The organism is Streptomyces sp. NPDC048171 (genome assembly GCF_043202655.1).
Taxonomy (GTDB): Bacteria; Actinomycetota; Actinomycetes; order Streptomycetales; family Streptomycetaceae; genus Streptomyces.
Map to the genome: position 1 here is coordinate 259,696 of NZ_JBIDAU010000013.1, position 25,151 is coordinate 284,846.

General features: G+C 72.7%; 23 protein-coding genes. 8 read left to right on the forward strand and 15 right to left on the reverse strand.

The features are described 5' to 3' along the window. Positions 1 to 180: 180 nt before the first annotated feature. The gene (locus ACGF3J_RS33100; RefSeq protein ID WP_161331520.1) at positions 181 to 837 is read right to left on the reverse strand and encodes an HAD family hydrolase; all 657 of its coding nucleotides are present in this window, start codon (positions 835 to 837) and stop codon (positions 181 to 183) included. Between the two features lie 53 nt (positions 838 to 890). Further along, a complete protein-coding gene (locus ACGF3J_RS33105) occupies positions 891 to 1,922 on the reverse strand; it encodes a PHP domain-containing protein (RefSeq protein WP_393855492.1) in 1,032 nt (343 codons plus the stop codon). Between the two features lie 113 nt (positions 1,923 to 2,035). On the opposite strand from ACGF3J_RS33105, the gene ACGF3J_RS33110 reads away from it, so the two are divergent. Next, positions 2,036 to 2,272: a hypothetical protein gene (locus ACGF3J_RS33110; protein ID WP_161331518.1), complete on the forward strand. Its 237-nt coding sequence runs from the start codon at positions 2,036 to 2,038 to the stop codon at positions 2,270 to 2,272. Between the two features lie 27 nt (positions 2,273 to 2,299). Here the strand turns inward: ACGF3J_RS33110 and ACGF3J_RS33115 are convergent, their stop codons facing one another. From ACGF3J_RS33115 to otr(A), 5 genes are all read right to left on the reverse strand, one after another. After that, positions 2,300 to 3,544: a lectin gene (locus ACGF3J_RS33115; protein ID WP_393855493.1), complete on the reverse strand. Its 1,245-nt coding sequence runs from the start codon at positions 3,542 to 3,544 to the stop codon at positions 2,300 to 2,302. 206 nt (positions 3,545 to 3,750) lie between these two features. After that, positions 3,751 to 4,248, reverse strand: coding sequence for an FBP domain-containing protein (locus tag ACGF3J_RS33120; protein ID WP_393855494.1), 498 nt, complete (start codon positions 4,246 to 4,248; stop codon positions 3,751 to 3,753). A gap of 1,355 nt (positions 4,249 to 5,603) precedes the next feature. After that, positions 5,604 to 6,158 (reverse strand): VanZ family protein, encoded by a 555-nt coding sequence (locus tag ACGF3J_RS33125; protein WP_161332449.1) that lies wholly within the window; start codon positions 6,156 to 6,158, stop codon positions 5,604 to 5,606. A gap of 86 nt (positions 6,159 to 6,244) precedes the next feature. Beyond that, the gene (locus ACGF3J_RS33130) at positions 6,245 to 6,928 is read right to left on the reverse strand and encodes a DUF4230 domain-containing protein (RefSeq protein ID WP_161332450.1); all 684 of its coding nucleotides are present in this window, start codon (positions 6,926 to 6,928) and stop codon (positions 6,245 to 6,247) included. A 109-nt stretch (positions 6,929 to 7,037) separates the two neighbouring features. Then, entirely contained in the window at positions 7,038 to 8,918 is a 1,881-nt protein-coding gene (gene otr(A) / locus ACGF3J_RS33135; protein WP_393855495.1) for a tetracycline resistance ribosomal protection protein Otr(A), read from the reverse strand. A gap of 207 nt (positions 8,919 to 9,125) precedes the next feature. Here otr(A) and ACGF3J_RS33140 point away from each other — a divergent pair, with 207 nt between their 5' ends. After that, entirely contained in the window at positions 9,126 to 10,079 is a 954-nt protein-coding gene (locus tag ACGF3J_RS33140) for a ribose-phosphate pyrophosphokinase (protein ID WP_161331346.1), read from the forward strand. Here ACGF3J_RS33140 and ACGF3J_RS33145 read toward each other — a convergent pair. After that, positions 10,045 to 10,431, reverse strand: a complete 387-nt coding sequence (locus tag ACGF3J_RS33145) for an anti-sigma factor antagonist (protein WP_393855496.1) — start codon at positions 10,429 to 10,431, stop codon at positions 10,045 to 10,047. The genes ACGF3J_RS33140 and ACGF3J_RS33145 overlap by 35 nt on opposite strands. A gap of 146 nt (positions 10,432 to 10,577) precedes the next feature. Further along, complete coding sequence (locus ACGF3J_RS33150) at positions 10,578 to 11,519, reverse strand: NADP-dependent oxidoreductase (RefSeq protein WP_393855497.1); 942 nt, start codon at positions 11,517 to 11,519, stop codon at positions 10,578 to 10,580. A 242-nt stretch (positions 11,520 to 11,761) separates the two neighbouring features. Here ACGF3J_RS33150 and ACGF3J_RS33155 point away from each other — a divergent pair, with 242 nt between their 5' ends. Beyond that, entirely contained in the window at positions 11,762 to 12,157 is a 396-nt protein-coding gene (locus ACGF3J_RS33155; protein WP_161331349.1) for a VOC family protein, read from the forward strand. A 66-nt stretch (positions 12,158 to 12,223) separates the two neighbouring features. On the opposite strand, the gene ACGF3J_RS33160 is transcribed toward ACGF3J_RS33155, so the two are convergent. Both ACGF3J_RS33160 and ACGF3J_RS33165 read right to left on the reverse strand, forming a co-directional pair. Next, complete coding sequence (locus ACGF3J_RS33160) at positions 12,224 to 12,523, reverse strand: DUF4235 domain-containing protein (RefSeq protein ID WP_161331350.1); 300 nt, start codon at positions 12,521 to 12,523, stop codon at positions 12,224 to 12,226. A gap of 44 nt (positions 12,524 to 12,567) precedes the next feature. Further along, positions 12,568 to 13,593 (reverse strand): glutathione S-transferase family protein, encoded by a 1,026-nt coding sequence (locus tag ACGF3J_RS33165; RefSeq protein ID WP_161331351.1) that lies wholly within the window; start codon positions 13,591 to 13,593, stop codon positions 12,568 to 12,570. 223 nt (positions 13,594 to 13,816) lie between these two features. Here ACGF3J_RS33165 and ACGF3J_RS33170 point away from each other — a divergent pair, with 223 nt between their 5' ends. After that, on the forward strand, positions 13,817 to 14,779 hold the full coding sequence (locus tag ACGF3J_RS33170) for a cation diffusion facilitator family transporter (protein WP_346346268.1): 963 nt from the start codon (positions 13,817 to 13,819) through the stop codon (positions 14,777 to 14,779). A 63-nt stretch (positions 14,780 to 14,842) separates the two neighbouring features. Here the strand turns inward: ACGF3J_RS33170 and ACGF3J_RS33175 are convergent, their stop codons facing one another. Continuing rightward, positions 14,843 to 15,292: a nitroreductase family deazaflavin-dependent oxidoreductase gene (locus tag ACGF3J_RS33175; RefSeq protein ID WP_122615218.1), complete on the reverse strand. Its 450-nt coding sequence runs from the start codon at positions 15,290 to 15,292 to the stop codon at positions 14,843 to 14,845. A gap of 363 nt (positions 15,293 to 15,655) precedes the next feature. Between ACGF3J_RS33175 and ACGF3J_RS33180 the strand changes: the two genes are divergently transcribed. Together ACGF3J_RS33180 and ACGF3J_RS33185 are read left to right on the forward strand one after the other, a co-directional pair. Next, positions 15,656 to 16,858: a cytochrome P450 gene (locus tag ACGF3J_RS33180; RefSeq protein WP_393855498.1), complete on the forward strand. Its 1,203-nt coding sequence runs from the start codon at positions 15,656 to 15,658 to the stop codon at positions 16,856 to 16,858. Between the two features lie 10 nt (positions 16,859 to 16,868). Continuing rightward, complete coding sequence (locus ACGF3J_RS33185; protein WP_161331359.1) at positions 16,869 to 17,069, forward strand: ferredoxin; 201 nt, start codon at positions 16,869 to 16,871, stop codon at positions 17,067 to 17,069. A 24-nt stretch (positions 17,070 to 17,093) separates the two neighbouring features. Here ACGF3J_RS33185 and ACGF3J_RS33190 read toward each other — a convergent pair whose 3' ends face one another. After that, positions 17,094 to 17,507, reverse strand: a complete 414-nt coding sequence (locus ACGF3J_RS33190; protein WP_393855499.1) for a hypothetical protein — start codon at positions 17,505 to 17,507, stop codon at positions 17,094 to 17,096. A 143-nt stretch (positions 17,508 to 17,650) separates the two neighbouring features. On the opposite strand from ACGF3J_RS33190, the gene ACGF3J_RS33195 reads away from it, so the two are divergent. Then, positions 17,651 to 18,619 carry an aldo/keto reductase gene (locus ACGF3J_RS33195; RefSeq protein ID WP_161331354.1) on the forward strand — a complete coding sequence of 323 codons (969 nt, stop codon included), beginning with the start codon at positions 17,651 to 17,653 and terminating at the stop codon, positions 18,617 to 18,619. Positions 18,620 to 18,635: 16 nt separating this feature from the next. Here the strand turns inward: ACGF3J_RS33195 and ACGF3J_RS33200 are convergent, their stop codons facing one another. After that, positions 18,636 to 19,304, reverse strand: a complete 669-nt coding sequence (locus ACGF3J_RS33200) for a DUF4232 domain-containing protein (protein ID WP_393855500.1) — start codon at positions 19,302 to 19,304, stop codon at positions 18,636 to 18,638. Positions 19,305 to 19,411: 107 nt separating this feature from the next. After that, positions 19,412 to 21,790 carry a SpoIIE family protein phosphatase gene (locus tag ACGF3J_RS33205; RefSeq protein WP_393855501.1) on the reverse strand — a complete coding sequence of 793 codons (2,379 nt, stop codon included), beginning with the start codon at positions 21,788 to 21,790 and terminating at the stop codon, positions 19,412 to 19,414. Positions 21,791 to 22,046: 256 nt separating this feature from the next. Here ACGF3J_RS33205 and ACGF3J_RS33210 point away from each other — a divergent pair, with 256 nt between their 5' ends. Beyond that, the gene (locus ACGF3J_RS33210) at positions 22,047 to 25,133 is read left to right on the forward strand and encodes a glycoside hydrolase family 2 TIM barrel-domain containing protein (RefSeq protein ID WP_393855502.1); all 3,087 of its coding nucleotides are present in this window, start codon (positions 22,047 to 22,049) and stop codon (positions 25,131 to 25,133) included. Positions 25,134 to 25,151 lie beyond the last annotated feature (18 nt).

Genomic DNA, 25,151 nt, shown 5'->3' on the forward strand with positions numbered 1-25,151 from the left:
TGGCGGTCGCCTCTCGGCGAAACGCTCCACAGGGCTTCAGCCGAACGATCGTCCCTGTGGGCAAAAGGTGAGGCCCGGGGACACTGTCCCATCCGTACCCACGCCCTCTACAACGGGACGGGGCCGTCCGGTGTTCCTCCGTCCGGCCCTCCCGGGGGTGAGGTGAGTCACGCCGTTCCCTCAGGCGAGCGGGCTCCGCTCCAGGGAGGCCAGCAGATCGGCCGGATCGGCGTAGACGGCCCCGGCGCCGGCCTCCTCCAGGTCGGCGCGGGGCAGACCGCCGCAGAGCACCGCTACGCAGCGCACCCCGGCGCGGCTGCCGGCGCGCATGTCCCACACCGTGTCGCCCACGAAGACGGCCCGCTCCGCGGGCACCCCGGCCAGTTCCAGGGCGTGCTCGACCGGCTCCGGCGACGGTTTGCCCTCCGCAACGTCGTCGGCGCTCGCGGTGGCCGCGATCGCGTCGTCCGCGTCGATCGCCCGCCGCAGCGCACCCAGCTCCGGGCCGCCGGCCGAGGTGGCGAGCACCACCGTCCAGCCGTCGCCGGCCAGGCGGCGCAGCAGCCTCCCGGCGTCCGGCAGCGCGGGCAGGCGGTCGAAGTACTGCCCGTAGAGCGCCTTGTGCGCGGCGCTCAGCTCCGCGTCCCGGTCCCTGTCCCGGTCCTCGCCCAGCAGCCGCCCCACGAGGTCCGAGGAGGGCAGGCCGACGGCCCGGTGCAGGGCGTGCATCGACACCTCGTGCCCTGCCTGCCGGAACGCCTCCCACCAGGAGACGACGTGCAGATGATTGGTGTCGACGAGGGTCCCGTCGACGTCGAACACCGCTGCGCGGTCCATGCGCCCTCGCTCTCCGGCCGGCGGCGGTCACCGGCCGTCCGGCGGGTACCACGTCATCCGCCGCCCACGCCGGACGGTGTACGGCCCTCCCGGGTCCAGGCCAGCAACTCGTCCAGGGACCAGGTGGTGACCACTCGTTCGGGCGGCACCCCGCACTCCTCCGCCCGCGCGCACCCGTTGATCTGCCAGTCCAGCTGACCGGGCGCGTGCGCGTCCGTGTCGACCGAGAACAGCACGCCCGCCGCCACCGCCCGGCGCAGCAGCCGCCGCGGGGGGTCGAGGCGCTCGGGCCGGCTGTTGATCTCCACGGCGGTGCCGGACTCCGCGCAGGCGGCGAACACCTCGTCCGCGTCGAACTCCGACTCGGGCCGCCCCCGCCCGCTCAGCAGCCGCCCGGTGCAGTGCCCGAGGACGTCCGCGTGCGGGTCGCGCACGGCCTTCACCATGCGGCGGGTCATGGCGCGGGCGTCCATCCGCAGCTTGGAGTGCACGGACACCACCACCACGTCGAGCCGCTCCAGCAGCTCCGGCTCCTGGTCCAGCGAACCGTCGTCGAGGATGTCGCACTCGATGCCGGTCAGCAGCCGGAACGGTGCCCAGGTCTCGTTCAGCCCGGCCACCACGTCCAGCTGCTCACGCAGCCGCTCGGGGGAGAGTCCGCGCGCCACGGTCAGCCGCGGCGAGTGGTCCGTCAGCGCCGCCCACGCGTGGCCGAGGGCGGCGGCGGTGCGGCCCATCTCCTCGATCGGGCTGCCGCCGTCGGACCAGTCGGAGTGCAGATGGCAGTCGCCGCGCAGCAGCTCACGCAGTGCCTCGCCGCCCTCCGCGCGCGGGGTCTTCGGCTCGTTCTCCAGCTTCTCCAGGTAGCCGGGCGTCCGCCCGGCCAGCGCCTCGCGCGCCACCTGCGCCGTCTTGGGGCCGATGCCTTTCATCGACTCCAGCGACCCGGCCCGCTCGCGCAGCTCGTCGGCGCTCAGCCCGCCGAGCACCCGGGCGGCGGTGCGGAAGGCGCGGACCCGGTAGGTGGGCGCCTGGGACCGCTCCAGGAGGAACGCGATCCGCTCCAGTGCCTCGACGGGCTCCATCGGACCTCCTCCCGCGACCTCCTGTGCACGTCCAGGGTTCCCCAGCGCCCCGGGGCCCGCACCCCGGGCCGGTCCGGTCCTCGCTCCAGCGTGTTGCGGCCTACCCTCTAGGCATGACCGAAATCGACAGCCCGCACATCGGCGCTCCGCGGATCCTCGTGCTCCGGGTACAGCCGGGCACGCCTCCGTTCCGGATCGTGGAGATCGACGGCCAGGTCGTCGGTGAGGCCAGGGCCGTCACCGACGTACTGGAGGCCGCGGCGGCCTTCGGTATCACGGTCCACGACCTGGACGACCCGGACGTGGTCCGCTGGGTGGGCGGGGACAAGTTCACCTGGACCGTGCACTAGGACCCGCCCCCGCACGCTCCGGGCCGCTCAGCCCACCGTCCACTTCTGGTTCGCCCCGCCCGAGCAGGTCCAGATCTGGAGCCGGGTGCCGTTGGCCGAGTTGTTGCCGCTGACGTCGAGGCACTTGTCGGCCTGCGGATTGACGATGTCCCGGGCGCCGGTGACGACCCATCGCTGGGCGGCGCTTCCGTTGCAGTCCCACAGCTGGACCACCGTGCCGTCCGCCGTGCCGCCCGCGTTGACGTCCAGGCACTTGCCCAGTGCCCGGATCGTGCCGTCGGAGCCCACCGTCCACCGCTGCGCGGCGGTGCCGTTGCAGTCGTAGAGCTGTACGGGGGTGCCGTTGGCGGTCCCCGCCGCGGCGACGTCCACGCACTTGCCGGCCAGGCCCCGGATCGCGCCGCCGGTGCCGGAGTCGCTCGTCGTCACCGACACGTGGTCCACCACCAGCGACTGCGGGAAGACCGTGGAGGCGTCCGGGTCGCCGGGCCAGTAGCCGCCGACCGCCAGGTTGAGGATCAGGAAGTACGGCCGGTTGAACACCCACTGCTTACCGCCCAGGTCGGCCGGGGTGCGCCGCTGGTAGACGTTGCCGTCCACCGACCAGGTGATCGAGTCCGGCGCCCAGTCGACCGCGAAGGTGTGGAAGCCGTCCGCGAAGGCCTGGCCTCCCGGCAGGGTGTAGCCGGCGCCGATGCCGCCCGCGCCCGAGTAGCCGGGGCCGTGGATCGTGCCGTGCACGGTGGAGGGTTCGAAACCGACGTTCTCCATGATGTCGATCTCACCGGAGTCCGGCCAGTTCACCGGGGTGCCGAGCATCCAGAAGGCCGGCCACATGCCCTGTCCGCGCGGCACCTTCATCCGGGCCTCGACGTGTCCGTACTGCGCCGTGAACTTGCCCGAGGTGTTGAGGCGGGCCGAGGTGTACTGGCAGGTGCCGTACCAGCACTGGTAGTTGGCGGGGTTCTCCTTGCGGGCCGTGATGACCAGCTGGCCCTGGCCGTTCAGCGAGGCGTTCCGGTTGCCCGCGGTGTAGTACTGCCGTTCGTGGTTGTTGACGTTGTCGCCGGTCTCGATCTGCCACTTGGAGGAGTCGACGGCCGAACCGGCCGGGCCGTCGAAGGTGTCGGAGAACGTCACGGCGGCCGCCGCGGAGGCGGCGGCCCGGGGAGCGGGTTCCGCCTGTGCGGGGCCCGACACGAGGGACGCGGCGAGCCCTGCGGACAGGGCGGCGGCGAGGAGACATCTGCGGAGCAGGCGTGGGCGGACCACGGCTCTCCCTTCCGTACGGCGCCCGGGGAGGGGGCGCCGACCGAGGTGGGGGGTTGAGGTGTCGCCTCTTGATTCAAGTATTGAGATAAGGGGTGGTCAATACATTGGTACGGACCAGATTCGCGCCAAAGTCTGCGGCCCGTCACCGAGATGCGGCCGGACGGTGCCGGGCCGCCTCAAGAGGTGGCCCGGCACGACGGGTCGGCTCAGCTGAAGAGCCGGTCCAGGAACGCGTCGAGGTTGGCGCGGGTGCGGTCGATCTGCTGCTCGACCGTGAGGGTCTCCTCCATGCGTCCGCCGGGTGCGGGCTGCTTCTTGCCCCGTACGTAGAGCGGGCAGTCGAGGTCGGTGCAGATGTAGAGGCCGACGGAGTTTCCGTCCCGCCCGGCCGGCCCCGCCTTGCGGGCGCTCATCAGGGCGACGCCGCTGCCGGGGTGGGTCGTCAGGCAGAGCGAGCACATGCTGCGGCGCAGGAATCCGCGGGTGGTGGACGACGAGCGCAGGGTCACGCCGACCGGTACGCCCTCCCGTTCGGCGACGAGGTAGCTGCGGGCGGGCGCCGACAGGTCGCACCAGCCCAGGAAGTCCAGGTCGCCCCAGTGGCCGATGTCGGCCAGGTCCTTGGGCAGGGGGAGTCGCTTGGCCTCTCCCTTGGAGCAGTTGACGAACGAGGTGCGGATGTCGTGCTCGGTCAGGGGATTCATGACGTGGGTCCCTTCGGTTGCCGGACGAGTCGAGGGTCGAGGAGAGGGGGATACGGCGGACGTGAGCCACGGCGGTGCCGGGCCGGCCCCGGCTGCGGGCAGCAGGGCACGCCGACGAGCGGGCCGGCCCGTGCGTGGGCTGCTCGCGTGGGGTCAGGAGTGAGTGCCGCTGTTCCACTGGTCGACGACGGGCCCGCCGAGGGACGGGGCGTCCGCGTGCCGCTGAGGCGACTTCGGAGCAGGCCGACGTCCTGGCGACCGGCGAGGAGGCCCGTCCACGGGCATGCAGCAGCCCTGCGGCCCGTACGCAGGACCGCACGGGTGAAGGCAGCTCAGGGAGATGCCGCAGAGAGTGGCTTGAGAATTCTTACCGCGCGCCGCAGAGGAACGAGGGCACACGGCCGGGGGCAACTATGGCCGCAACAGCTTCAGAACGGTCCATGTCTCTCGCCTCCTTCCGGCCGGGGCGCGCGGTGCGCGTCGACGCCGAACGCGTCGATGGGGGCGGCGGGAGCCCCGCCGCATGTGAACCCTGACAGGGTACACCGCCCAGGAAGACAAGCAGGAAGTACGTATGAGTCACTCACACGGGTGAATCCCGCTGTGCCCTGCGTCCGCCCCGGGCAGCCACCGGGAAGTCCGGGTGAGGGTTCCTCCCTGTGGCCCTCACCGCCCCCGGCTCACTGCCAACCCGTGGCTCCCCCCCCGGGCCGGGGGCGGACCCATTCCCAGGGCGTGCGCCGTGTCGGCGGCGCTTCAAGTCAGGAGGCAGGGGTGTCGGAATACGGCCCCTAGCGGCGTCGCCGCCACGACCGCCAAAGCCGGTACACCCGCAGACCGGTCACCGCGAGGACCACGGCGCCCAAGACGATCCCCACCCACGGAGGCAGGCTCCCCGAGTCGGGCAGGAAGATCGCCGTCGCCGGCGCCGCGAGATGGCGCACTGCTACTCCTCGGGCTGCTTCGTCGGCCGGGTGGTGCCAGGCCCCGCATGCCGCCCGCGAGTGCGGTGGCCTTCCTGTTGACCATCCGCCGGGGCGGACTCAGAGTCGCTTTCCCACGATACTCGTTCCCCTCACGGCGCCTCGTGGCCGCGTACAGGGCGGTCGGCTGCCAGGGCGGGCCCGCGTCGGGACACAGGTGGGCGAGGCCGGCCGCCTCGACGGCGAGCAGGGTGACTCGGTGCGCGCGTACGTGGTCGGGGTGGCCGGTCAGCCGGGGACGCTCATGGGGAAGGAGGTCTCGACGGGTGCATGCGCGGGTCGTCCTGGTGAGTGCCGTCGGGCGCGGCTACGGCGACGAGAGCTACGAGCACACCAGAGAACCGCAGGCTTGTTCGCGCGGTGGGAGAACCCTCACGTGCGCGCCTTCCGGACCTTGCGCGCGTGCACCGCGCGGCTCATCCGCCGGCCCAGCAGCAGGTAACCGATCAGCGCACCGCTGGTGTTGAGGATGACGTCGTCGACGTCGAAGGCCCGCCCGGTGACCAGGGCGCCCTGCGCGAACTCCACCAGCAGCATCACCACCGCGGTCAGCAGCAGCACCTTCAGCAGCCCGCGCGTGCGCGGGGCGACGACCGGGACCAGCACGCCGAACGGCACGCCCAGCACGATGTTCCCGCCGACCTGCTTGACGGCGTCCCGCAGGGCCGGCTGGTCCAGATACGCCTGCAGTGAGCGCCCGGGATGCAGGTTGGTGTGCGTCAGCGCCTCGGACGCGGGGGAGGGGTTCAGGGTCAGCCGGGCCAGCACCACCGCGAAGGCCACCATGAAGACGAACGCGCAGAGCGTCGCAAGCAGGCGCAGCGGCAGCGGGAGCGGACGGCGTTCGTGCTGGTCACCGGCCTTGGCCTCCGCCTTGGCGGGGCGGGGGCGTGAAGGGAATCGCAGCCCTGAGGCGGCACGAGCCATTTCGTTCCTCCAGTAGTCAACATCCCCGCGTCGCGGAGCTATTACCCCCTGGACCGCCGGGGATGCCCGGCGGTCCAGGGAACCGCTCAGGTCCCGTAGGTGACCCGCACCTCCTTGAAGCCGAGGGAGCGCAGCAGACCCTGGAGCATCGCCGTGGTGTTGCTCTCGGCGCGGGCCTTCAGCTCGCTGTCCTTGGCGGCGTCGCCGATGTGCCGGGCCGCGAGCTTCTGCACGGCCTGCTCGCTGTTCGGGTTGTCCGAGAACAGGTCGCCGAGGCGGTCGAGGAGCCCGCGCTGCTTGGACACCGCGTACGAGCGGTCGGGGTCCAGGGCCGGCTCGCCGAGCGCGGCGTGCGGCAGCCGCAGCGTGGCGGACGTCCGGTCGTCGTTGACCGTCACGCCGTCCTCGCCCACCTTCCCGAGGTCGACATAGGCGTCGACGGTGCCCGCCCCGACGTACAGGGTGCGGGAGCCGCGGACGGCGTCGGGCAGGAACTTGGTGTCCTTCTCCAGGTCCACGACGACCTGGAAGTTGCCGGAGGCTGCCTCGTAACGGCTGATGTCCTGGATGGACTTGAGCAGCGCGGGGCCCGAGCGGTCCTTGGTCTCGGTGCCGAACAGGTCGTTCAGGCCCGGTATGACGCTCAGCCGGAGCCCCGCGAACAGCACGGCGAGGACCACCACGACCGCGGTCAGCACCTTCGCCCAGCCGGGCATGCGCCTCGCGGGCCTCTCGACGGGACGCGTGGGATTCTTGACGGGAGTCGTCATGGCGACGGCCCTCCTTCCTACTGACCCTGATGCCCCCCATCTCCCCGGCCAGACAGAACAGTTGGCGGACGTGGACGGGCGACGGGGGCACGGCGGGGCGTACGACGGCTCAGTGCTGCCGCTTCAGCGGGCGGTCCGTGCAGGGGCGGGACGACCACACGGCCTCCCCGCGGGTGAGTCCCGGCAGTCGGAGTTCGGCCTCCCGGACCCGCCGGGCCGGCAGCTCGCCGGTGAGGATCCAGGCGGGGTCGCCGCCCGTCGTGCCGGTGAAGTCGGCGCCCAGCGCGGCGAGCCGGGCCGTCACCGAGGCCAGCGCGTCCGGCGGGATCTCCGCCTCGAAGGCGTGGTACGGCTCGTAGAGCACGGTCCCCGCCCGGCGCAGGGCGCGGCGCAGCACGATCGGTGTCAGCCCGCGGAAATCGGCGGCGGTGCTGACCGGCGAGCTGAAACCGGAGCGGATCAGCGTCACCCGGCAGTCGGTGACCGACGCCCCGGCCGGCCCGGTCAGCAGTGTGGCGTGGACGCTCTCCTCCACCGCCTGGTGGAAGGCGCGGGGGAGCGCGCCCAGCTCCGTCTCGTACCCGAACACCACGCCGGAGCCGCGCGGACCCGGCTCGACCCGCAGTCCGACCGTCGCCCAGTACCGGGTGTGGTCGAGCCACGGCATCTCCTCCGCCGCCTCACCCGTCCCGGCCGGGCGCTCCAGGAACCGCACCCGGCCGGGCGTGAACTCCGCCTCGACACCGAAGTCCTCGGCCAGCGTCGCCGCCAGCACCTCCATCTGGACCTCGCCGTACAGCAGCAGGGCCGTCGCGCCGGACGCCGCCGGGCGGGCGTGCAGCAGCGGATCCTGGTCGGCCAGCACGAGCAGCGCGGAGCGCAGCGGCGCCGCCTGCTCCGGGCGCCGCGCCCGGACCAGGGTCTGCAGTGTCGGCGCCGCGAACTGCGGCGCACGGTCGGTGAGGTCGCCGAGCCGGTCGCCGACGCGCAGGCCGCCCGGCACGGTGAGCGCGGCGATGTTCCCGGCGGTGAGCGTGGCGCCCCCGCCGACGACGTCGAGGCGGGTCACCCGGCCGGAGACCTCGGTGGTCCGGCCGTCGGCCTCGCGCCGCAGGAACGTCAGCCGCCCGCGCGGGCGCACCTCACCGTCGTACAGCCGCAGGTACGCCGTCCGCCCGCCGCCGGGCTCCGGGCGCACGGCGAAGACCGTGCCGCGCGGCGCAGCGGAGGCGGCCGGTGCCGGTGCGGTGGCCGCCGGGACCAGTGAGACCAGGCCCTCGACCAGCTCGGCGACGCCCTGACCGCCGAGCGCGGAGCCGTGGTACAGCGGGTGGAAGGTGCCGTCGGCGGTGCGGGCGGCGAGGGCCGTGGCGAGATCGCGCGGCGTCGGCCGGGGGCCGTCCACCAGGGCCGCCAGGATGTCCGGATCGACCTCGGCGAGCGCCTCGGCGGTCCGCTCGTCCGGCGTGCGGGCCACGACCCGGGCGCCCGAGGTGCCCGCGCCCGTCACGACCGTCAGCGGCGCGACGTGCGGAGTCAGCAGGCGCCGCACGTCGGCGAGCAGGCTTTCGGGCCGCGCCCCGGCCCGGTCGACCTTGTTGACGAACACGAGCGTGGGCAGCCGCAGCCGCCGCAGGGTGCGCAGCAGCACGCGGGTCCGCGCCTGCACGCCCTCCACGGCGGAGAGCAGCAGCACCGCTCCGTCGAGCACCTCCAGGGCCCGCTCGACCTCGGCGACGAAGTCGGAGTGTCCCGGGGTGTCGATCAGGTTGACCTGCGTGTCGCCGACGGTGAAGGCCGCTACGGCGGAGCGGATGGTGATGCCGCGGCGGCGCTCGATGCCGCCGTCGTCCGTACGGGTGTCACCGGCGTCGACGCTGCCGAGGTGGTCGACCGCGCCGTGGTCGAAGAGCAGCCGTTCGGTGAGGCTGGTCTTACCGGCGTCGACGTGGGCCAGAATGCCGATGTTCAGGGTGTGCGTGGGGTGCATGCGTGGTCGCGTCCTCGGGAACCGTGGGCCGGAAGGGGCACTGGGGGATTCCGAGGGGTCGGCGCATGCGGGGATCCTGACCTGAGAGGTCCGAGGGACCTGGGAGAAGCGGACGGCGCCATCATGCCGTCGGCCGCCCGGGCCGGTGCAACCGGTTTTCCGTAAGCTGAGGATCCCGGCCGGACAGGATCACGCGAGGAGCGGTCCGTGCGAGACATCGCCGTGTTCAGCGGTAGTGCCCATCCCGAGCTGGCCGAGGAGGTCTGCGCACAGCTGGGGGTGCCGCTCAGCCCCACCCGGGTCAGCCGGTTCGCCAACGACTGCCTGGAGGTGCAGCTCCTGGCCAACTGCCGGGAGCGGGACGTCTTCCTGGTCCAGCCGCTGGTCAAGCCGGTCCAGGAGCATCTGGTCGAGCTGCTGCTGATGTGCGACGCGGCCCGCGGCGCGTCGGCCGGCCGCATCACCGTCGTCATGCCGCACTACTCCTACGCCCGCTCCGACAAGAAGGACGCGCCGCGCATCTCCCTGGGCGGCCGCCTGGTCGCCGATCTGCTGGTGGCGGCCGGCGCGCGCCGGGTCCTCGCGATGACCCTGCACTCGCCCCAGGTGCACGGCTTCTTCTCGGTGCCGGTCGACCACCTGCACGCGCTGCGGGAACTGGCCGCGCACTTCCGGCAGTACGACCTGTCCCGCACCACCGTCGTCTCGCCGGACCTGGGCAACGCCAAGGAGGCCGCCGCGTTCGCCCGGATGCTCGGCGCCCAGGTGGCGGCCGGCGCCAAGCAGCGGTACGCCGACGACCGGGTCAGCATCAGCGCCGTGATCGGGGACGTCGCCGGGCGGGACGTCATCGTGCTCGACGACGAGATCGCCAAGGGCAGCACGGTGCTGGAACTCCTGGACCGGCTCCGGGAGTCGGGTCCGCGCACCATCCGCCTCGCCTGCACGCACGGGCTCTTCGCGGCCGGTGCGCTGGGGCGGCTCAGCGAGCAGCCGGACGTGCTGGAGATCGTGTGCACCAACACGGTGCCGGTGCCCGTCGACGACCACACGGACAAACTACGGATCCTGTCCATCGCCCCGGCACTCGCCGAGGCCGTGCGCCGGATCCACAACGGCGAGTCGGTCAGCGCCCTGTTCGACGCGCGGCCGGCAGGCTGACGCCCAGCACCTCGTCCAGCGTCGGCCGGGGCGGCAGCAGCCGGGTCAGGCCGGTGATCCGCAGCATCCGCAGGGTCAGCGGGTGGGCGCACACCAGGTGCACCTGCCCGCCCCCGTCGAGCACCTGACCGCGGGCCCGGTGGAGCAGCCGCAGCCCGGAGCAGTCGAAGAACTCGATCCCGCCGAGGTCCAGGACGACCCGGGCGCCGGGGCGCCCGGTCTCCCGGTCCAGGTGGGGCACGATCTCCGCGGCCGACGCGATGTCGATCTCGCCGTGGAACTCCAGCACGGTGTGCCCCCGGTCGTGGCGCACGCGCAGATGCCGGGTGGGCGACGCCGATTCCTGCCGCACGAAACTTGCCTCCAGGTTGTTCCGGCCTGCTTCCGGCTTGCTTCCGGAGGGCTCAACCAGCCAGCCCGCACGAAAAGTTACCCCGATCGAGCGAATGTGAGCATGTTCGATTGACATATGTCATCGAAATCTCACAGCCGGGTCGATCAGTCGACAACGAGAACGATCTTGCCCGTGGTGCGGCCGGTCTCGCCGAGCGCGTGCGCCTCGGCCGCCTCGGCCAGCGGGAACGTCTTCTCGATCGTGGCCTTCAGCTTCCCCGCCTTGACCAGACCCGCGACCGCCTCCATGCCGGTCCGGTCGGCGTCCACCAGCATCCGCACCGCGCGCACGCCGAGCCGTCCGGCCTCCTCGAAGAACTCGTCCGACCCGACCGGCAGGATCGAGACCACCACCCCGCCGGGGCGCAGTACGCGCAGCGACCGCAGGGACGTGTCGCCGCCGATCGTGTCCAGCACGACGTCCACGTCCTTCACCGCCTCGGTGAAGTCCGTCTCCCGGTAGTCCACGGTCTCGTCCGCGCCCAGGGAGCGCAGGAACTCGTGCTTGCCCGCGCTGGCGGTGCCGATCACATGGGCGCCCCGGGCCTTGGCGATCTGTACCGCCACATGGCCCACACCGCCGGCCGCCGCGTGGATCAGCACCCGCTGTCCCGGCTGGACGTCGGCCCGCTCCACCAGCGCCTGCCACGCCGTCAGCGAGACCAGGGGGAGCGCGCCGGCCTGGACGTGGTCGATCCCGGCCGGCTTGTGCGTGAAGGCGCGTGCCGGAGCGGTGACGTACTCCGCGTGGGAGCCGTGGCCGAAGGGGTACGAGAGCATGCCGAAGACCTCGTCGCCGGGCGCGAAGGCGGCAACACCGATCCCCACCGCCTCCACCGTGCCCGAGACGTCCCAGCCCAGTACGAACGGCGGCTCACCGAGGAAGCCGCCGTTCGCCCGGTGCTTCCAGTCGGTCGGGTTCACTCCGGCGGCGCGCACCCGCACCAGCACCTCGTTCGGGCGCGGCTCGGGGCGCGGGGGCCGTACTTCCTTCAGGACCTCGGGGCCGCCGAGGACGTCCTGGCCGATGGCGCGCATGGTGTTCATCGAGAACCTCGCAAATAGGGAGTGGTTCCAGGGCCACGGTCTGCAACCTCCGACGAGATCGTGTCATTCCCGGGGCGGCACGGCATCCGGATGCCCTGGTCGGCAGGGGGATTCGGCGACGGCGGACAGCCGTGACGCCGCGTCAGGAGCCCGCCGCCGACTGAATCGGCCCCGCCGGGATATCTGCTAGGTAGAGGGCACGGAGCAGGTCGGCCCCGCGCCCGGAATCCTTCGGAGGAGACATGGCAACGGTCAACGCGGGCGTCGTGGTACTCGACTGCGCCGAGCCCGAGAAGCTCGCCGAGTTCTACAAGGGCCTGCTGGGGGCGGAAGAGACGGAGGCGACCGCCAACCGGGTCGAGATCGAGGGTCCGCGCGGCTTCCGCATGGCCTTCCGGCGGGACGTCAACGCGACCCCGCCGAGCTGGCCCCGTCCCGAGAACTCCCTCCAGGTCCACCTGGACTTCGTGGTTTCGGAGCTGGACGAGGCCGAACGCGCGATCGTGGGGCTCGGCGGACGCCCCGTGGAGGCGAAGGACCCGGCCGGCCCGCACGAGGAGCGCGGCTTCTCCGATCCGGCGGGGCACTCCTTCACCGTGCGCCTGGCCGCCGCGCCGACGGCACCCAAGCAGGGCTGACACAGCCTGCCGGGTGCCGTCGCGGGAGGAGGGGACCGCGACGCGGTCGAGGGGACCGCGACGCGGTCAGTCCCGTCCGCCCTTGTCGACCGGCCACACGCCGGTCGAGCGCTCGATGGCCTTGGCGCCCGTGCGGTCCACGACGCTGCGCACCGCCGCGAAGATGGCGCCCTGGATCGCGGCGGCCAGCAGGATCTCGCCCCATCCGCGGTCCGGGTCCAGCGCGTCGGGCGCGTCGTCCTCGTGCCGGATCAGCTTCCAGGTCTTCTGGAACGCCATCCCGGCCAGCGTGCCGCCCACCCAGCCGAGCGCGAACCCGACCGGCTTGTAGGCGAGCGGGAGCTTCTTCTTCTTGGGCTTCGCCATGCGTATCTCTCCTTGCGTGGGGTGCGTGGTGTGCGTGCGGAGGGTCAGGGCCGGCCCGGTACCGGCACCTCCTCGTCGGCCCGGACGGGCCCCGGCGCGGTGCCGTCACCGAACGGCCGCCCGCCCAGCTCCTCCCGGTGGTGGGGCGTGAGCCAGCCGGCGAGGTCCGGACCCAGGGGCACGATCGCCGTCGGATTGATGCCGGTGTGCACCTGGTAGTAGTGGCGCTTGATGTGGTCGAAGTCGACGGTGTCCCCGAACCCGGGCGTCTGGAACAGGTCGCGGACGTACCCCCACAGCACCGGGTGCTCCGCCAGCTTCCAGCGGTTGCACTTGAAGTGGCCGTGGTAGACGGCGTCGAAACGGACCAGCGTCGTGAACAGCCGGATGTCGGCCTCGGTGACGGTGTCACCGACGAGGTAGCGCTGCCGCTCCAGTCGGGGCGCCAACTCCTCCAGCCGCCGGAACACGCCCGCGCACGCGGCCTCGTACTCCTCCTGGCCGGTCGCGAAGCCCGCCCGGTACACGCCGTTGTTGACGTCCTCGTAGACGCCGGCCATCACCTCGTCGATCTCGTCGCGCCGCGACTCGGGATACAGGTCGGGCGCGCCCGGCCGGTGCAGCGAGGTCCACTCGGTGGCGAGGTCGAGGGTGATCCGCTGGTAGTCGTTGGTGACCAGCGCCCCGGTGGGCACGTCCACGATCGCGGGAACGCTCACCCCGCCCGGATAGCCGGTCTCCCGCCGGTCGTAGGCCTCGCCCAGGTAGCGGATGCCGAGGACCGGGTCGCGGCCGTCCGGGTCCAGCGTGAACCGCCAGCTGCGGTCGTCCTGGATCGGATCGGCGACGGCCAGCGACAGGGCGTCCTCGAGACCGAGGAGCCGCCGCGAGACCAGGGCCCGGCTCGCCCACGGACAGGCCCGGCTGACCACCAGCCGGTACCGGCCGGACTCCACCGGCCAGCCGTCGCGGCCGTCCGCGGTGATCCGGTCCGCGAAGTGGCTCTTGGACCGCTTGAACGGCTTCCTGCCGTACCCGCTGTTGCCCGCCGTCCCGCCGTCACCGCTCATGGGCCTGCCTCCAGTCTTCCGGGTGCCCTGGTGGACGCGTTCCCCGTTTTCGGCCGTCGGCACTGGTGGGCCACCCACAAGGCGGGGTGTGAGTGCTGCCGCCACGGGCATTCGGCCCTTCGTGACTGAGACAGCCGCGCATGAGCAGGCAGGCCGGAAGAGCGACGGGGCGGGCTGCGCGAAGGGTGACAGGAGCGGTGACGAGAACCGTGAGGGGAGGAACGTGAGCGCCGAGACCAAGGCCGACCGCAGGACCCGGGTGACCGTGCTGGTCGCCCTCGCGGCCAATCTGGTGATCGCCGTCGCCAAGGCGATCGGCGGGTTCCTCGCGGGATCGCCCGCGCTGCTGTCGGAGGCCGCGCACTCGGTGGCGGACAGCATGAACGAGGTCTTCCTGCTGGCCGCCCTGCGCCGCAGCCGCCGCCCCGCCGACCGCAAGCACCCCTTCGGCTACGGCAAGGAACGCTTCTTCTGGTCGCTCCTCGCCGCCGTCGGCATCTTCGTGATGGGCGGCTGCTTCTCCTTCTACCAGGGCATCGAGGCCCTGCGCACCGGCGCCGACGAGGAACTGGGCGGCTACGTGGCCGGACTGGTCGTGCTCGGCGTCGCCCTGCTCGCCGAGGGCGGCTCCCTGCTGCGGGCCCTGCACCAGGTACGGGGCCAGGGCGGCATCAAGAGTGGGCTGCGCGACCCGGCCCTGCGCACGGTCGTCGCCGAGGACGGCACCGCGGTGCTCGGGGTGACCCTCGCCATGACCGGCATGGTCCTGCACATGGTCACCGGCCAGGTGGTCTGGGAGGCCTCTGCCTCGCTCGCGATCGGCGGGCTGCTCGTGTACGTCGCCTACCGGCTCGGCCGCGAGGCCCGGGACCAGCTGATCGGCGAGGCCGCCGACCCCGAGGCCAGCGGCCGGATCTGCGCCCTGCTGGAGGCCCAGCCGGAGATCGACAGCGTCGAGGCGCTGTTCACCATGAAGACCGGCCTCGACTCCACCCTGGTCGCCGCGCGCGTCGACCTGGTGCCGGGCCTGGACAGCGAACGGGTGGAGGAGGCCGCGGTGCGCATCAAGCGCTCGATCGCGCACACCGTTCCCGAGGCGGGGGAGATCTTCCTCGACGTCACCGACCGCCCCGCGCGCGAGGCAGCGGAAAGCCCCGCCGCGACGGGGGAACGCGGCGGGGCCTGACCTTCGCATGCCCGGAACCCGGCGCCGCATGCGTGCCGCCGCCGGGAATCCGGTGCGCCCGGATCAGCTTCCGTCGGCCGGCTCCAGCACGAAGACGGGGATCTCCCGGTCCGTCTTCTTCTGGTAGTCGGCGTACGGCGGATAGGCCGCGACCGCACGCTCCCACCACTCGGCCTTCTCCACGCCGGTGACCTCACGGGCCGTCATGTCGCGCCGCACCGGGCCGTCCTGCAGTTCCACGTGGGGGTCGGCCTTCACGTTGAAGTACCAGACCGGGTGCTTGGGGGCGCCGCCCAGGGAGGCCACCACGGCGTACGTGCCGTCCTGCTCGACCCGCATCAGCGGCGTCTTGCGGATCTTCCCGCTCTTGGCGCCCCGGGTGGTCAGCACGATGACGGGCAGGCCCGTGTTCTGCAGGGTCGTGCCCTTCGTGCCGCCCGAGCTCTCGTACAGCTCGACCTGTTCGCGCACCCACTTCGTCGGGCTGGGTTCGTACTCGCCGTCCAGAGGCATGTGTGCATCCGTTCCGTCGTCGCTCAGTCGCTCAGTCGCTCAGTCGCTCCGTCGGGCCGACCGGCCCGGTGTACGTCACCGACCGGTGCGGACCCGTTCCATCCATACCGCATCCTGCCCCCGAACCACCGGGCACCGTGCCGCCCGGCCAGATCCGGCGGGCGGTCGGCGCCTCCGGACGGCCCGATCGCGCCACGAACCCGGCGCGCCCGGCCCCGCGGGCCCCGGGTGGCGCCCCGCACCCGGTGATCCCCGGCCAGTCCGTCCCCGTCACCGATCTGGCCGAACTTGGCGTCGCCGCATAGATGCCCGAGGCATCTAATGAAGATCGGCACGACGCACTCTTCGTCTGCGAGGTCTCCCATGACGGACACGGACACGACGCACCCCGTCGCCTTCCCGCAGGACCGGACCTGTCCCTACCACCCGCCCGCCGCCTACGACCCGCTGCGCGCCACCCGTCCGCTGGCCCGCGTCACCCTCTTCGACGGCCGCCCCGTCTGGCTCGTCAGCGGGCACACCACCGCCCGCCGGCTGCTGGCCGACCAGCGGCTGTCGACCGACCGCACCCGCGACGGCTTCCCCGCCACCTCGGCCCGGCTCACCGCGGTACGGGGCCGCAGTCCCGCCCTGCTCGGCGTCGACGACCCGGAACACCGCGACCAACGCAAGATGGTGATCCCGGAGTTCACCCTCAAGCGCGCCGCCGCCATGCGCCCGCGCATCCAGGAGATCGTCGACGAACGGCTCGACGCGATGATCGCGCAGGGCCCGCCCGCCGACCTGGTGCCGGCCTTCGCGCTGCCGGTGCCCTCGATGGTGATCTGCGCGCTGCTCGGCGTCCCCTACGCCGACCACGACTTCTTCGAGGAGCAGTCCCGCCGGCTGCTGCGCGGCCCCCGGCCCGAAGACACCCTCGAGGCGCGCGACCGACTGGAGTCGTACCTGGGGGAATTGGTCGACCGCAAGCGCGCGGATCCCGGCGAGGGTCTGCTGGACGACCTGGTCCGGCAGCAGCTGAGCGAAGGGACCCTGGACCGCGACCAGTTGATCGCCTTCGCGGTCATCCTGCTGGTCGCCGGCCACGAGACCACCGCCAACATGATCTCCCTGGGCACCTTCACGCTCCTGCGGAACCCCGGGCGCCTGGCCGAACTGCGCGCGGATCCCGGGCTTCTGCCGGGCGCCGTCGAGGAACTCATGCGGGTGCTCTCGATCGCGGACGGACTGCTCCGGACGGCCGTCGAGGACATCGAGGTGGAGGGGCAGACCATCCGGGCCGGTGACGGGGTCGTCTTCGCCACCTCCGTCATCAACCGGGACGAGACGGTCTACCCCGAGCCGGACACCCTCGACTGGCACCGTCCGGCCCGCCATCACGTCGCCTTCGGATTCGGCATCCACCAGTGCCTGGGCCAGAACCTGGCGCGCGCCGAGCTGGAGATCGCCCTGCGCAGCCTCTTCGAGCGGCTGCCCGAACTGCGCCTGGCCGCCCCGGCGGAGGAGATTCCCTTCAAGGCCGGCGACACGATCCAGGGGATGCTGGAACTCCCCGTGACCTGGTAGGAGGGTCCACATGCACATCGCCATCGACGAGAACACCTGCATCGGGGCGGGGCAGTGCGCCCTGACGGCCCCGGAGGTCTTCACCCAGGACGACGACGGCTACAGCGCGCTCCGCCCCGGCCGGGAGGACGGGGGCGGCAGCGCCCTGGTGCGGGAGGCCGCCCGCGCGTGCCCCGTCGGCGCCATCACCGTGTCGGAGCGGGTGGGCTGAGACCGTGCCCGCGCGGGCCGGGGATCACATGAAGATCTCGGTCAGGTAGATCTCGTCCACTCCGGTGATCCCCTCGATCCCGTCGGCGCCGGCCGAGGGGTCGACGTCGAACTCGACGTCGTCGTCGCTGAGGCCGGCCATCGCCACGGTGGAGACCTTGACACCGGACGTCGTCTCCCAGCCGATCTCCCACAGCACGTGGACGGCGCCGGGCGCGGTGCAATGGAGGTCGCCGTAGGCCCGGGCGGAGCCGTCCTCGTTGACGCACACGGTGATCGTTCCGTACCCCCAGTCCACCTCCTTGGTCTCGGTGACACAGCCGGGCGCCGCCGACGCGGTGGCGCCCGGCGCGGTGGCCGCCGAGGCCACGGGCACGGCGGCGACGGACATGCCGCCGAGGAACACGGCGGCGAGGAGTGCGGAGGCCAGTCTCTTCACGGGATGCCTTTCACGGACGCGACAGGATCGCCGAGAAGCTAGCCGTGGGCGTTATCGGCGGAATATCGGGGCCGGGGTTCGAGCCCGCGCGAAGACGTACGCTCGCCCTGGTACGGATGATCCGGAAGACAGGAGCAGCAACGATGCAGTACGTGAAGCTCGGTTCGACGGGCCTGGACGTGTCGCGGATCTGCCTGGGCTGCATGACGTACGGGGTCCCGGACCGCGGCACGCACGAGTGGACGCTCGACGAGGAGGCCTCGCGTCCGCTCGTCCGGCAGGCGCTGGAGGCCGGGATCACCTTCTTCGACACCGCCAACGTCTACTCCGACGGCACCAGCGAGGAGATCGTCGGCAAGGCGCTGCGCGACTTCGCCCGCCGCGACGACATCGTGCTCGCGACCAAGGTCAACGGCCGGATGCGGCCCGGACCCAACGGTGCCGGCCTGTCCCGCAAGGCGATCATGACGGAGATCGACCACAGCCTCCGGCGGCTGGGCACCGACTACGTCGACCTCTACCAGATCCACCGCTACGACCCGGACACCCCGGTCGAGGAGACGATGGAGGCCCTGCACGACCTGGTGAAGGCGGGCAAGGTCCGTTACATCGGGGCCAGTTCGATGTACGCCTGGCAGTTCTCCAAGATGCAGTACACCGCCCAGCGGCACGGCTGGACGAGGTTCGTGTCGATGCAGAACCACTACAACCTCGTCTACCGCGAGGAGGAGCGCGAGATGCTGCCCCTCTGCGCGGACCAGGGCGTCGGCGTGCTGCCCTGGAGCCCGCTCGCCCGCGGCCGGCTCACCCGCGACTGGGACACGGCCACCGAGCGCAGCGCCACCGACAACTTCGGCAGCACCCTCTACCAGGAGGGCGACCGGGCCGTGGTCGAGGCCGTCACCCGCATCGCCGGCGAGCGCGGAGTACCGCGCGCCCAGGTCGCCCTCGCCTGGCTGCTGCACCAGGACACGGTGACCGCGCCGATCGTCGGCGCGTCGAAGCCCGGGCACCTCGACGACGCCGTGGCGGCGGTGGAACTGACGCTCAGTGAGAAGGAGACAGAGGAGCTGGAGCGCCCCTACGCGCCCCACCCGATCGCCGGCCACTGACCCAGGCACGGGCGCCTCAGGGGCCCGTGCCCGCCTCCAGGGCGGTGACGGAGACCGACGACTCGTCGCCGCCCACCGGGACCTCACCGGCCGTCCACTTCACCTTGAGGGGGTCGTGCTCGTCCGGCGGGGTGACGAGCAGCGCCGCCGGGGTCGCCGTGCGGGCGCCGCTGATCTCCGGGCTGGAGAACGACAGCCCGGCCCAGGCGCTCTCGCCCGGCGTCAGCGTGACGGTGCGCGGGGAAGCGGGCCTGCGTTCCGGGTCCGGGCCCAGCTGCTTGCCGGACGCGTCCAGGAAGGCGGCGCCGGGGTGGCCGTACAGCGTGCAGGTGCGGTCGGCGGTGTTGGTCAGCACGACCGGGAAGTTCCGCTGGCCGGCGCCCGGGTCGACGCGGCCGACGGTGACGCGCAGCTCGGAGGTGTGGCAGCGGCCGTCGGTACGGCCCGAGGCGGAGGCCGACCCCGCGGTGTCGCTCGGCGCGGCACCGACCGCGGGCGAGGTGTCGGTCGCGGCACCGGGGTCCGTCCCGGCACCGGGGTCCGTAACGGTCGTGCGGGCGGACCCGTCGGGCCGCGGGGTGCTCGGCGTACCGCTCTCGGTGCCGCAGGCGCTCAGCAGGCCGACGAGCGCGACCCCGCTCGCGAGCAGGGCCGTCCGGCGGAGCGGCTGGGACGTGTTCGCCATCGCCTTCCACACTCCCGTCAGGTCTCGCGCACAGCGCGCCCCGACGCGGCGCCGTACGCCCTGTTCCCAACGGGTGTCCCGTCACACCGCCCGGGAAACGGGGGGCTTCATTCCTCGTCGAGCAGCCCCAGCTCCGCCCAGATCGTCTTGCCGTCGGTCGTGTGCCTGCTGCCCCAGCGCTGGGTGAGCTGGGCCACCAGCAGCAGGCCGCGCCCGCCCTCGTCCCAGGTCTTGGCCCGGCGCAGGTGGGGCGCGGTGTGGCTGGTGTCGGAGACCTCGCAGATCAGCGTGGCCGCGTCGTGGATCAGCCGCAGCCGGATGGGCGGGGAGCCGTACCGGATGGCGTTGGTGACCAGTTCGCTCACCACCAGTTCGGCGGTGAAGGAAGCCTCCAGCAGGCCCCAGGTGGACAGTTGTTCGAGGACCTGCTTGCGGACCGGGGCGACCAGCGAGGGATCGGCGGGGATGTCCCAGGTGGCCACCTGTCCGGCGGGCAGCCCCCGGGTGCGGGCCAGCAGCAGCGCCACGTCGTCGGCCGCGCTGCCCGACGGGAGCAGGGTGCGCAGCACGCGGTCGCAGGCGACGTCCAGGGAGTCGGCCGGGGCCGACAGCGCCTCGAGGAGCAGCGACTGACCCGCGTCGGCGTCCCGCTCCCGGCTCTCGGTCAGGCCGTCGGTGTAGAGCGCCAGCACGCTGCCCTCGCGCAGCTCCAGCTCCGCCGACTCGAACGGCAGCCCGCCCACGCCCAGCGGCGGCCCCGAGGGCAGGTCGAGCAGCCGGGGCGGGCCGTCGGGCGGCACCAGGACGGGCGCCGGGTGCCCGGCCCGGGCCAGGGCGCACTGCCGGGAGACCGGGTCGTACACCGCGTAGAGACACGTGGCGCCGACCTCGCCCGCGCCGTCCTCGCCGGACTCCTCGGAGAGCCGGACCACCAGGTCGTCGAGGTGGGTGAGCAGTTCCTCGGGCGTCAGGTCGATGTCGGCGAGGGTGCGGACGGCGGTGCGCAGCCGGCCCATCGTCGCCGACGCCTGGATGCCGTGGCCGACGACGTCCCCGACGACCACGGCCACCCGCATCCCGGACAGCGGGATGACGTCGAACCAGTCGCCGCCGACCCCCGCGCGGGCGGCCGGCAGGTAGCGGGAGCGCGCCTCCACCGCGGCGGTGGGCGGCAGCCACCGGGGGAGCAGGCTGCGCTGGAGGGTGAGCGTGGCCTCGCGCTCGCGGGAGTAGCGGCGGGCGTTGTCGATGCAGACGGCGGCGCGGGCGCTGACCTCCTCGGCCAGCAGGACGTCGTCGTGGGTGAACGGGTAGGGGCGCCTGAACCGGGTGAAGACCGCCACGCCGAGGGTGGTGCCGCGGGCCTGGAGCGGCACCGACATCAGGGAGTGGACGCCGAACTCCCGCACCCGCTGGAGCCGGACCGGGTCCCACTCCAGCCAGCGTTCGAGGTCGCCGAAGGTCTCCGAGGCCACGATCGCCTGCCCCGAGAGCAGGCACTCGGCCTGTGGCGAACCGGCCGGGTAGACGTCCAGATCGCCGGTCTCGGCCACCGCCGGCGGGTGGTCCGGGGTGACCGACCGCTGGGCCGTCCTGCGCAGCGCCACCGGCGGTTCGACCACGGTGGCGGGCTCGCCGCCGCTCTCGCGCGGGTCCAGCAGGTCGACGGTGACGAAGTCGGCCAGCGCGGGCACGCACACGTCCGCCAGTTCCTGTGCCGTACGAGTGACGTCGAGGGTGCTGCCGATGCGCACGCTGGCCTCGTTGACCAGTTGCAGCCGCTCCCGGGCGAGGTGCTGCTCGGTGAAGTCGTGGACGCTCACGCAGACGCCGATCACGCGGCCGTCCGGGGCGGTCAGGGGCGCGACCCGGGCGTTCCACGCGTGGGCGCGGCTCTCGCCGACGGCCCGGAGATGGGTCTGCATGTCGGACCGGCGGCCGGACTCCAGGACCCGCCGCATGTGCCGTTCAAGATCACTGTTCGGCTGACGGCTGCTGATGTCGGTGGCCCGCAGGCCGCGCAGCCGGTGCTGCGGCAGTCCCACCAGCTGTGCCATCGCGTCGTTGACACCGCGCAGCAGGAGCCGGTGGTCGAAGATCATCATGGCGCAGGGCGACTGCGTCAGCGCCGCTCTGACCAGCGGGTCGTCCGCCGGTTCGGGGCCCGCCTCCAGGGCTGCCACGGCGAGCCAGGTGTCCGGCGAGCCGTCCTGCGGCGGTCTGCGGTGGGCGAGCACCCACACCGACACGGTGTGCCCGTCCCGGTGCCGCAGTGCCAGGGTGCCGCTCCACTGGTGGTCGTCGCGCCCGGGGGGAGTGGGCTCGGCGCCGTCGGCCAGCAGCGCGGCGGCGGGGCGTCCGACGACGTCGGCGGCGGGGTGGCCGAGCAGCAGGCGGGCGCCCTCGTTCCACTCCCGCAGGGTGCCGGCGTCGTCGACTACGACGCGGGCGGTGGCGGCATCGTCGAACGGGTTGACCGGACTCATCGTCGCCACTCCATTGCGCACACCCACAGTGAACAGCGCGTCACCTGCTTACCAGCCTAGTGGGTCCGGGCGCCGCGCGGACCCGAACCACCGGGCCCACGCGGCTCCATGGCCGCGGGGGTCACCGGGCGGGTCGGGACGCCCGCGACAGAAAGTGCTTTCCGTGGCCTTGACGAGCGCGTATGCCAGGACGTCAGAATCTGTTTGGTCACGATCAGTTGTGAGTACTTCTGGGCCCCGATGAGGGAGATGCGTCATGACGGTCACGCGCAGATCGGTACTGATCGCCTCCGCGGCCACACCCGCGGCCGGGGCGGTCCTCGCCGCCCCCACGGCGTCGGCCGCCGACGCGCCGGGCGGTGCCCCGGGCCGCCGGACCGTCGCCCTGCGCGACGGCTGGCGCTTCTGGCTCGCCGATCCCGACGGTTCCGTCGAGGGTTCCACCGCCCCCGCCGATCCCGCGTACGACGACGCGGCATGGCGGGAGGTCGCCGTCCCGCACGACTGGAGCATCGAACAGACGCCCACCACCGAGCACGGCACCACCAGCGGGACCGGTTTCCTGCCCGGCGGCCTCGGCTGGTACCGGCTCGCCTTCACCCTGCCGCCCGCCCTGGCCGGCAAGCGGATCTCGGTCGAGTTCGACGGCGTGTACATGGACGCCCGCGTCCACTGCAACGGCCGGGAGGCCGGCCGCCACCCCTACGGCTACACCGGATTCGCCCTCGACCTGACCGACCTGGTGCACACCGACGGCCGCACCGAGAACGTCCTCGCGGTGCGGGTGCGCAACCGGCTGCCGAGCAGCCGCTGGTACTCCGGCAGCGGCATCTACCGCGAGGCCCGCCTCGTGGTCACCGAGCCCGTGCACGTACGGCGCTGGGGCACGTACGTCACCACGCCCCGGGTGAGCGCGGAACGCGCCGTCGTCCGCGTCGAGACGGCCGTCGTCAACACCTCGGGCACCGCGCGCGAGGTTGAGGTCAGGTCGTCCGTCGAGGACGCCGACGGACGCACGGTGGCCCGGGCCGCCTCCACGGCTCGGGTGACCGACGAGGCGAGCGAGACCCACGAACTCACCGTCGCCCACCCCCGGACCTGGGACTTCGCGGACCCGCACCGGTACACCCTGCTCACCGAACTGCGCGTCGCGGGCCGGACCGTCGACACGTACCGCACCCCCTTCGGCATCCGCACCTGTCGCGTCGACCCCGAGGAGGGCTTCCACCTCAACGGGAGGTACGCCAAGATCAAGGGTGTCGACCTGCACCACGACCTCGGCGCACTCGGCGCCGCCGTCAGCGCCGACGCGGTCCGCCGCCAGATGACGATCATGAAGTCGATGGGCGTCAACGCCTTCCGCACCTCCCACAACCCGCCCTCGCCCGAGATGATCGAGGTCTGCGAGGAACTGGGCATCGTGATGCTGGTGGAGGCCTTCGACTGCTGGCGCACCGGCAAGAACCCCTACGACTACGGCCGCTTCTTCGACGAGTGGTGCGAGCGCGACGCCACCGAGATGGTGCTCGCGGCCCGCAACTCGCCCGCCGTCGTCATGTGGTCGATCGGCAACGAGGTACCCGACTCCACCTCCACCGCCGGACTCGCCATGGCCGACCGGATCATCGACGCGATCCGGGCCGCCGACGCCACCCGGCCGCTCGTCATCGGCTCCGACAAATACCGCGGGATGCCGGCCAAGGGCTCCCCGGCCGACCTGATGCTGGCCAAGCTGGACGGACTGGGCCTCAACTACAACACCGCCAAGTCGGTGGACGACCTGCACGCGGCCTATCCGCACCTGTTCCTCTTCGAGTCCGAGTCGTCGTCCGAGACCTCCACGCGCGGCACCTACCAGGAGCCGGAGCACCTGAACACCGGCGAGAACCACACCCCCGGACGCCGGGCCACCTCGTCCTACGACAACAACCTCGCCTCCTGGACCATGAGCGGCGAGTACGGCCACAAGAAGGACCGGGACCGCAGGTGGTTCGCCGGCCAGTTCCTCTGGTCCGGGATCGACTACATCGGGGAGCCCACGCCCTACGACGTCTTCCCGGTCAAGGCGTCCTTCTTCGGCGCGGTCGACACCGCCGGCTTCCCGAAGGACATGTACCACCTCTTCCGCAGCCAGTGGACGGACGAGCCCATGGTCCACCTGCTGCCCGAGACCTGGAACCACCGCGAGGGCGACACCGTGGAGGTCTGGGCGTACGCCAACGTGGACACCGTCGAACTGCTCCTGAACGGTCGGTCCCTCGGCACCCGCCGGTTCGACACCAAGCGGACCGCCGACGGCCGGACGTACCTGGAGACCACCGAGGCCACCGGTGACGACAAGACCTTCACCGACGGCCCCTATCCGGGCAGCTACACCAGCCCCACCGGCAGCGCCGGCAAGCTCCACCTGACCTGGCGGGTGCCCTTCGAGCCGGGGGAGCTGAAGGCCGTCGCCCGGCGCGGGGGCAGGACGGTCGCCACCGACGTCCTGCGCACCGCCGGGGAGGCACACGCCGTACGCCTCACCCCGGACCGCGAGACCGTCGCCGCCGACGGCCGGTCCCTGGTCTTCGTGACCGCCGAGGTGGTCGACCGGCACGGCGTGCTGGTGCCCGGCGCCGAGCACCTGATCACCTTCGACGTCGCGGGCGGCTCACTGGCCGGACTGGACAACGGCCGCCAGGAGAGCGCCGAGCGCTACCAGGCCAGCACCCGTACCGCCTTCCACGGCAAGGCGCTCGCCATCGTGCGCGCCGGCACCCGGCCCGGCGCGCTGCGGGTGTCCGCCCGCGCGCACGGCCTGCGCACCGGCACGGCGACCGTGGGCGCCCGGCGGGTACCGGACCCGGCGACCACACCCGCGCCCGAGTTCCGTCCCGGGCACCCCGCGCCCGTGGACCACCCGCACGCGGACGCGAGCTACTCCGGCCGCCCCGGTACCCTCCCCGCCGCCATGATCGACGGCGACCCCGCGACCGGCTGGTCCAACGGCTTCCGCAAGGCGGCCACCGCCCTGCTGCCCGCCTTCGACGGCGCCCGCCCCGAGGACTGGATCTCGCTCTCCCACGGCCGCACCCGCCGCTACGGCCGGATCGAGGTCTCCTTCACCGTCGACGACGCGCACAGCCTGCCCGCGGCCGTCGAGGTCGCCGTCTGGGACGGCCGGGCCTGGCGGGCGGCCGAGGGCACCCGGACCGACTGGGCCACGTCGTCCGACACCCCCACCGTGGTCACCTTCGACGCGGTACGCGGCACGGGTGTCCGTCTCACGCTGACCAGCCGGCACCCCGGTCAGGCGCGGGGCGCCGTCCGCGTCAGTCGCCTGGAGGCGCCCGCCGTCTGAGCCGTCGCGCGCCGGTCC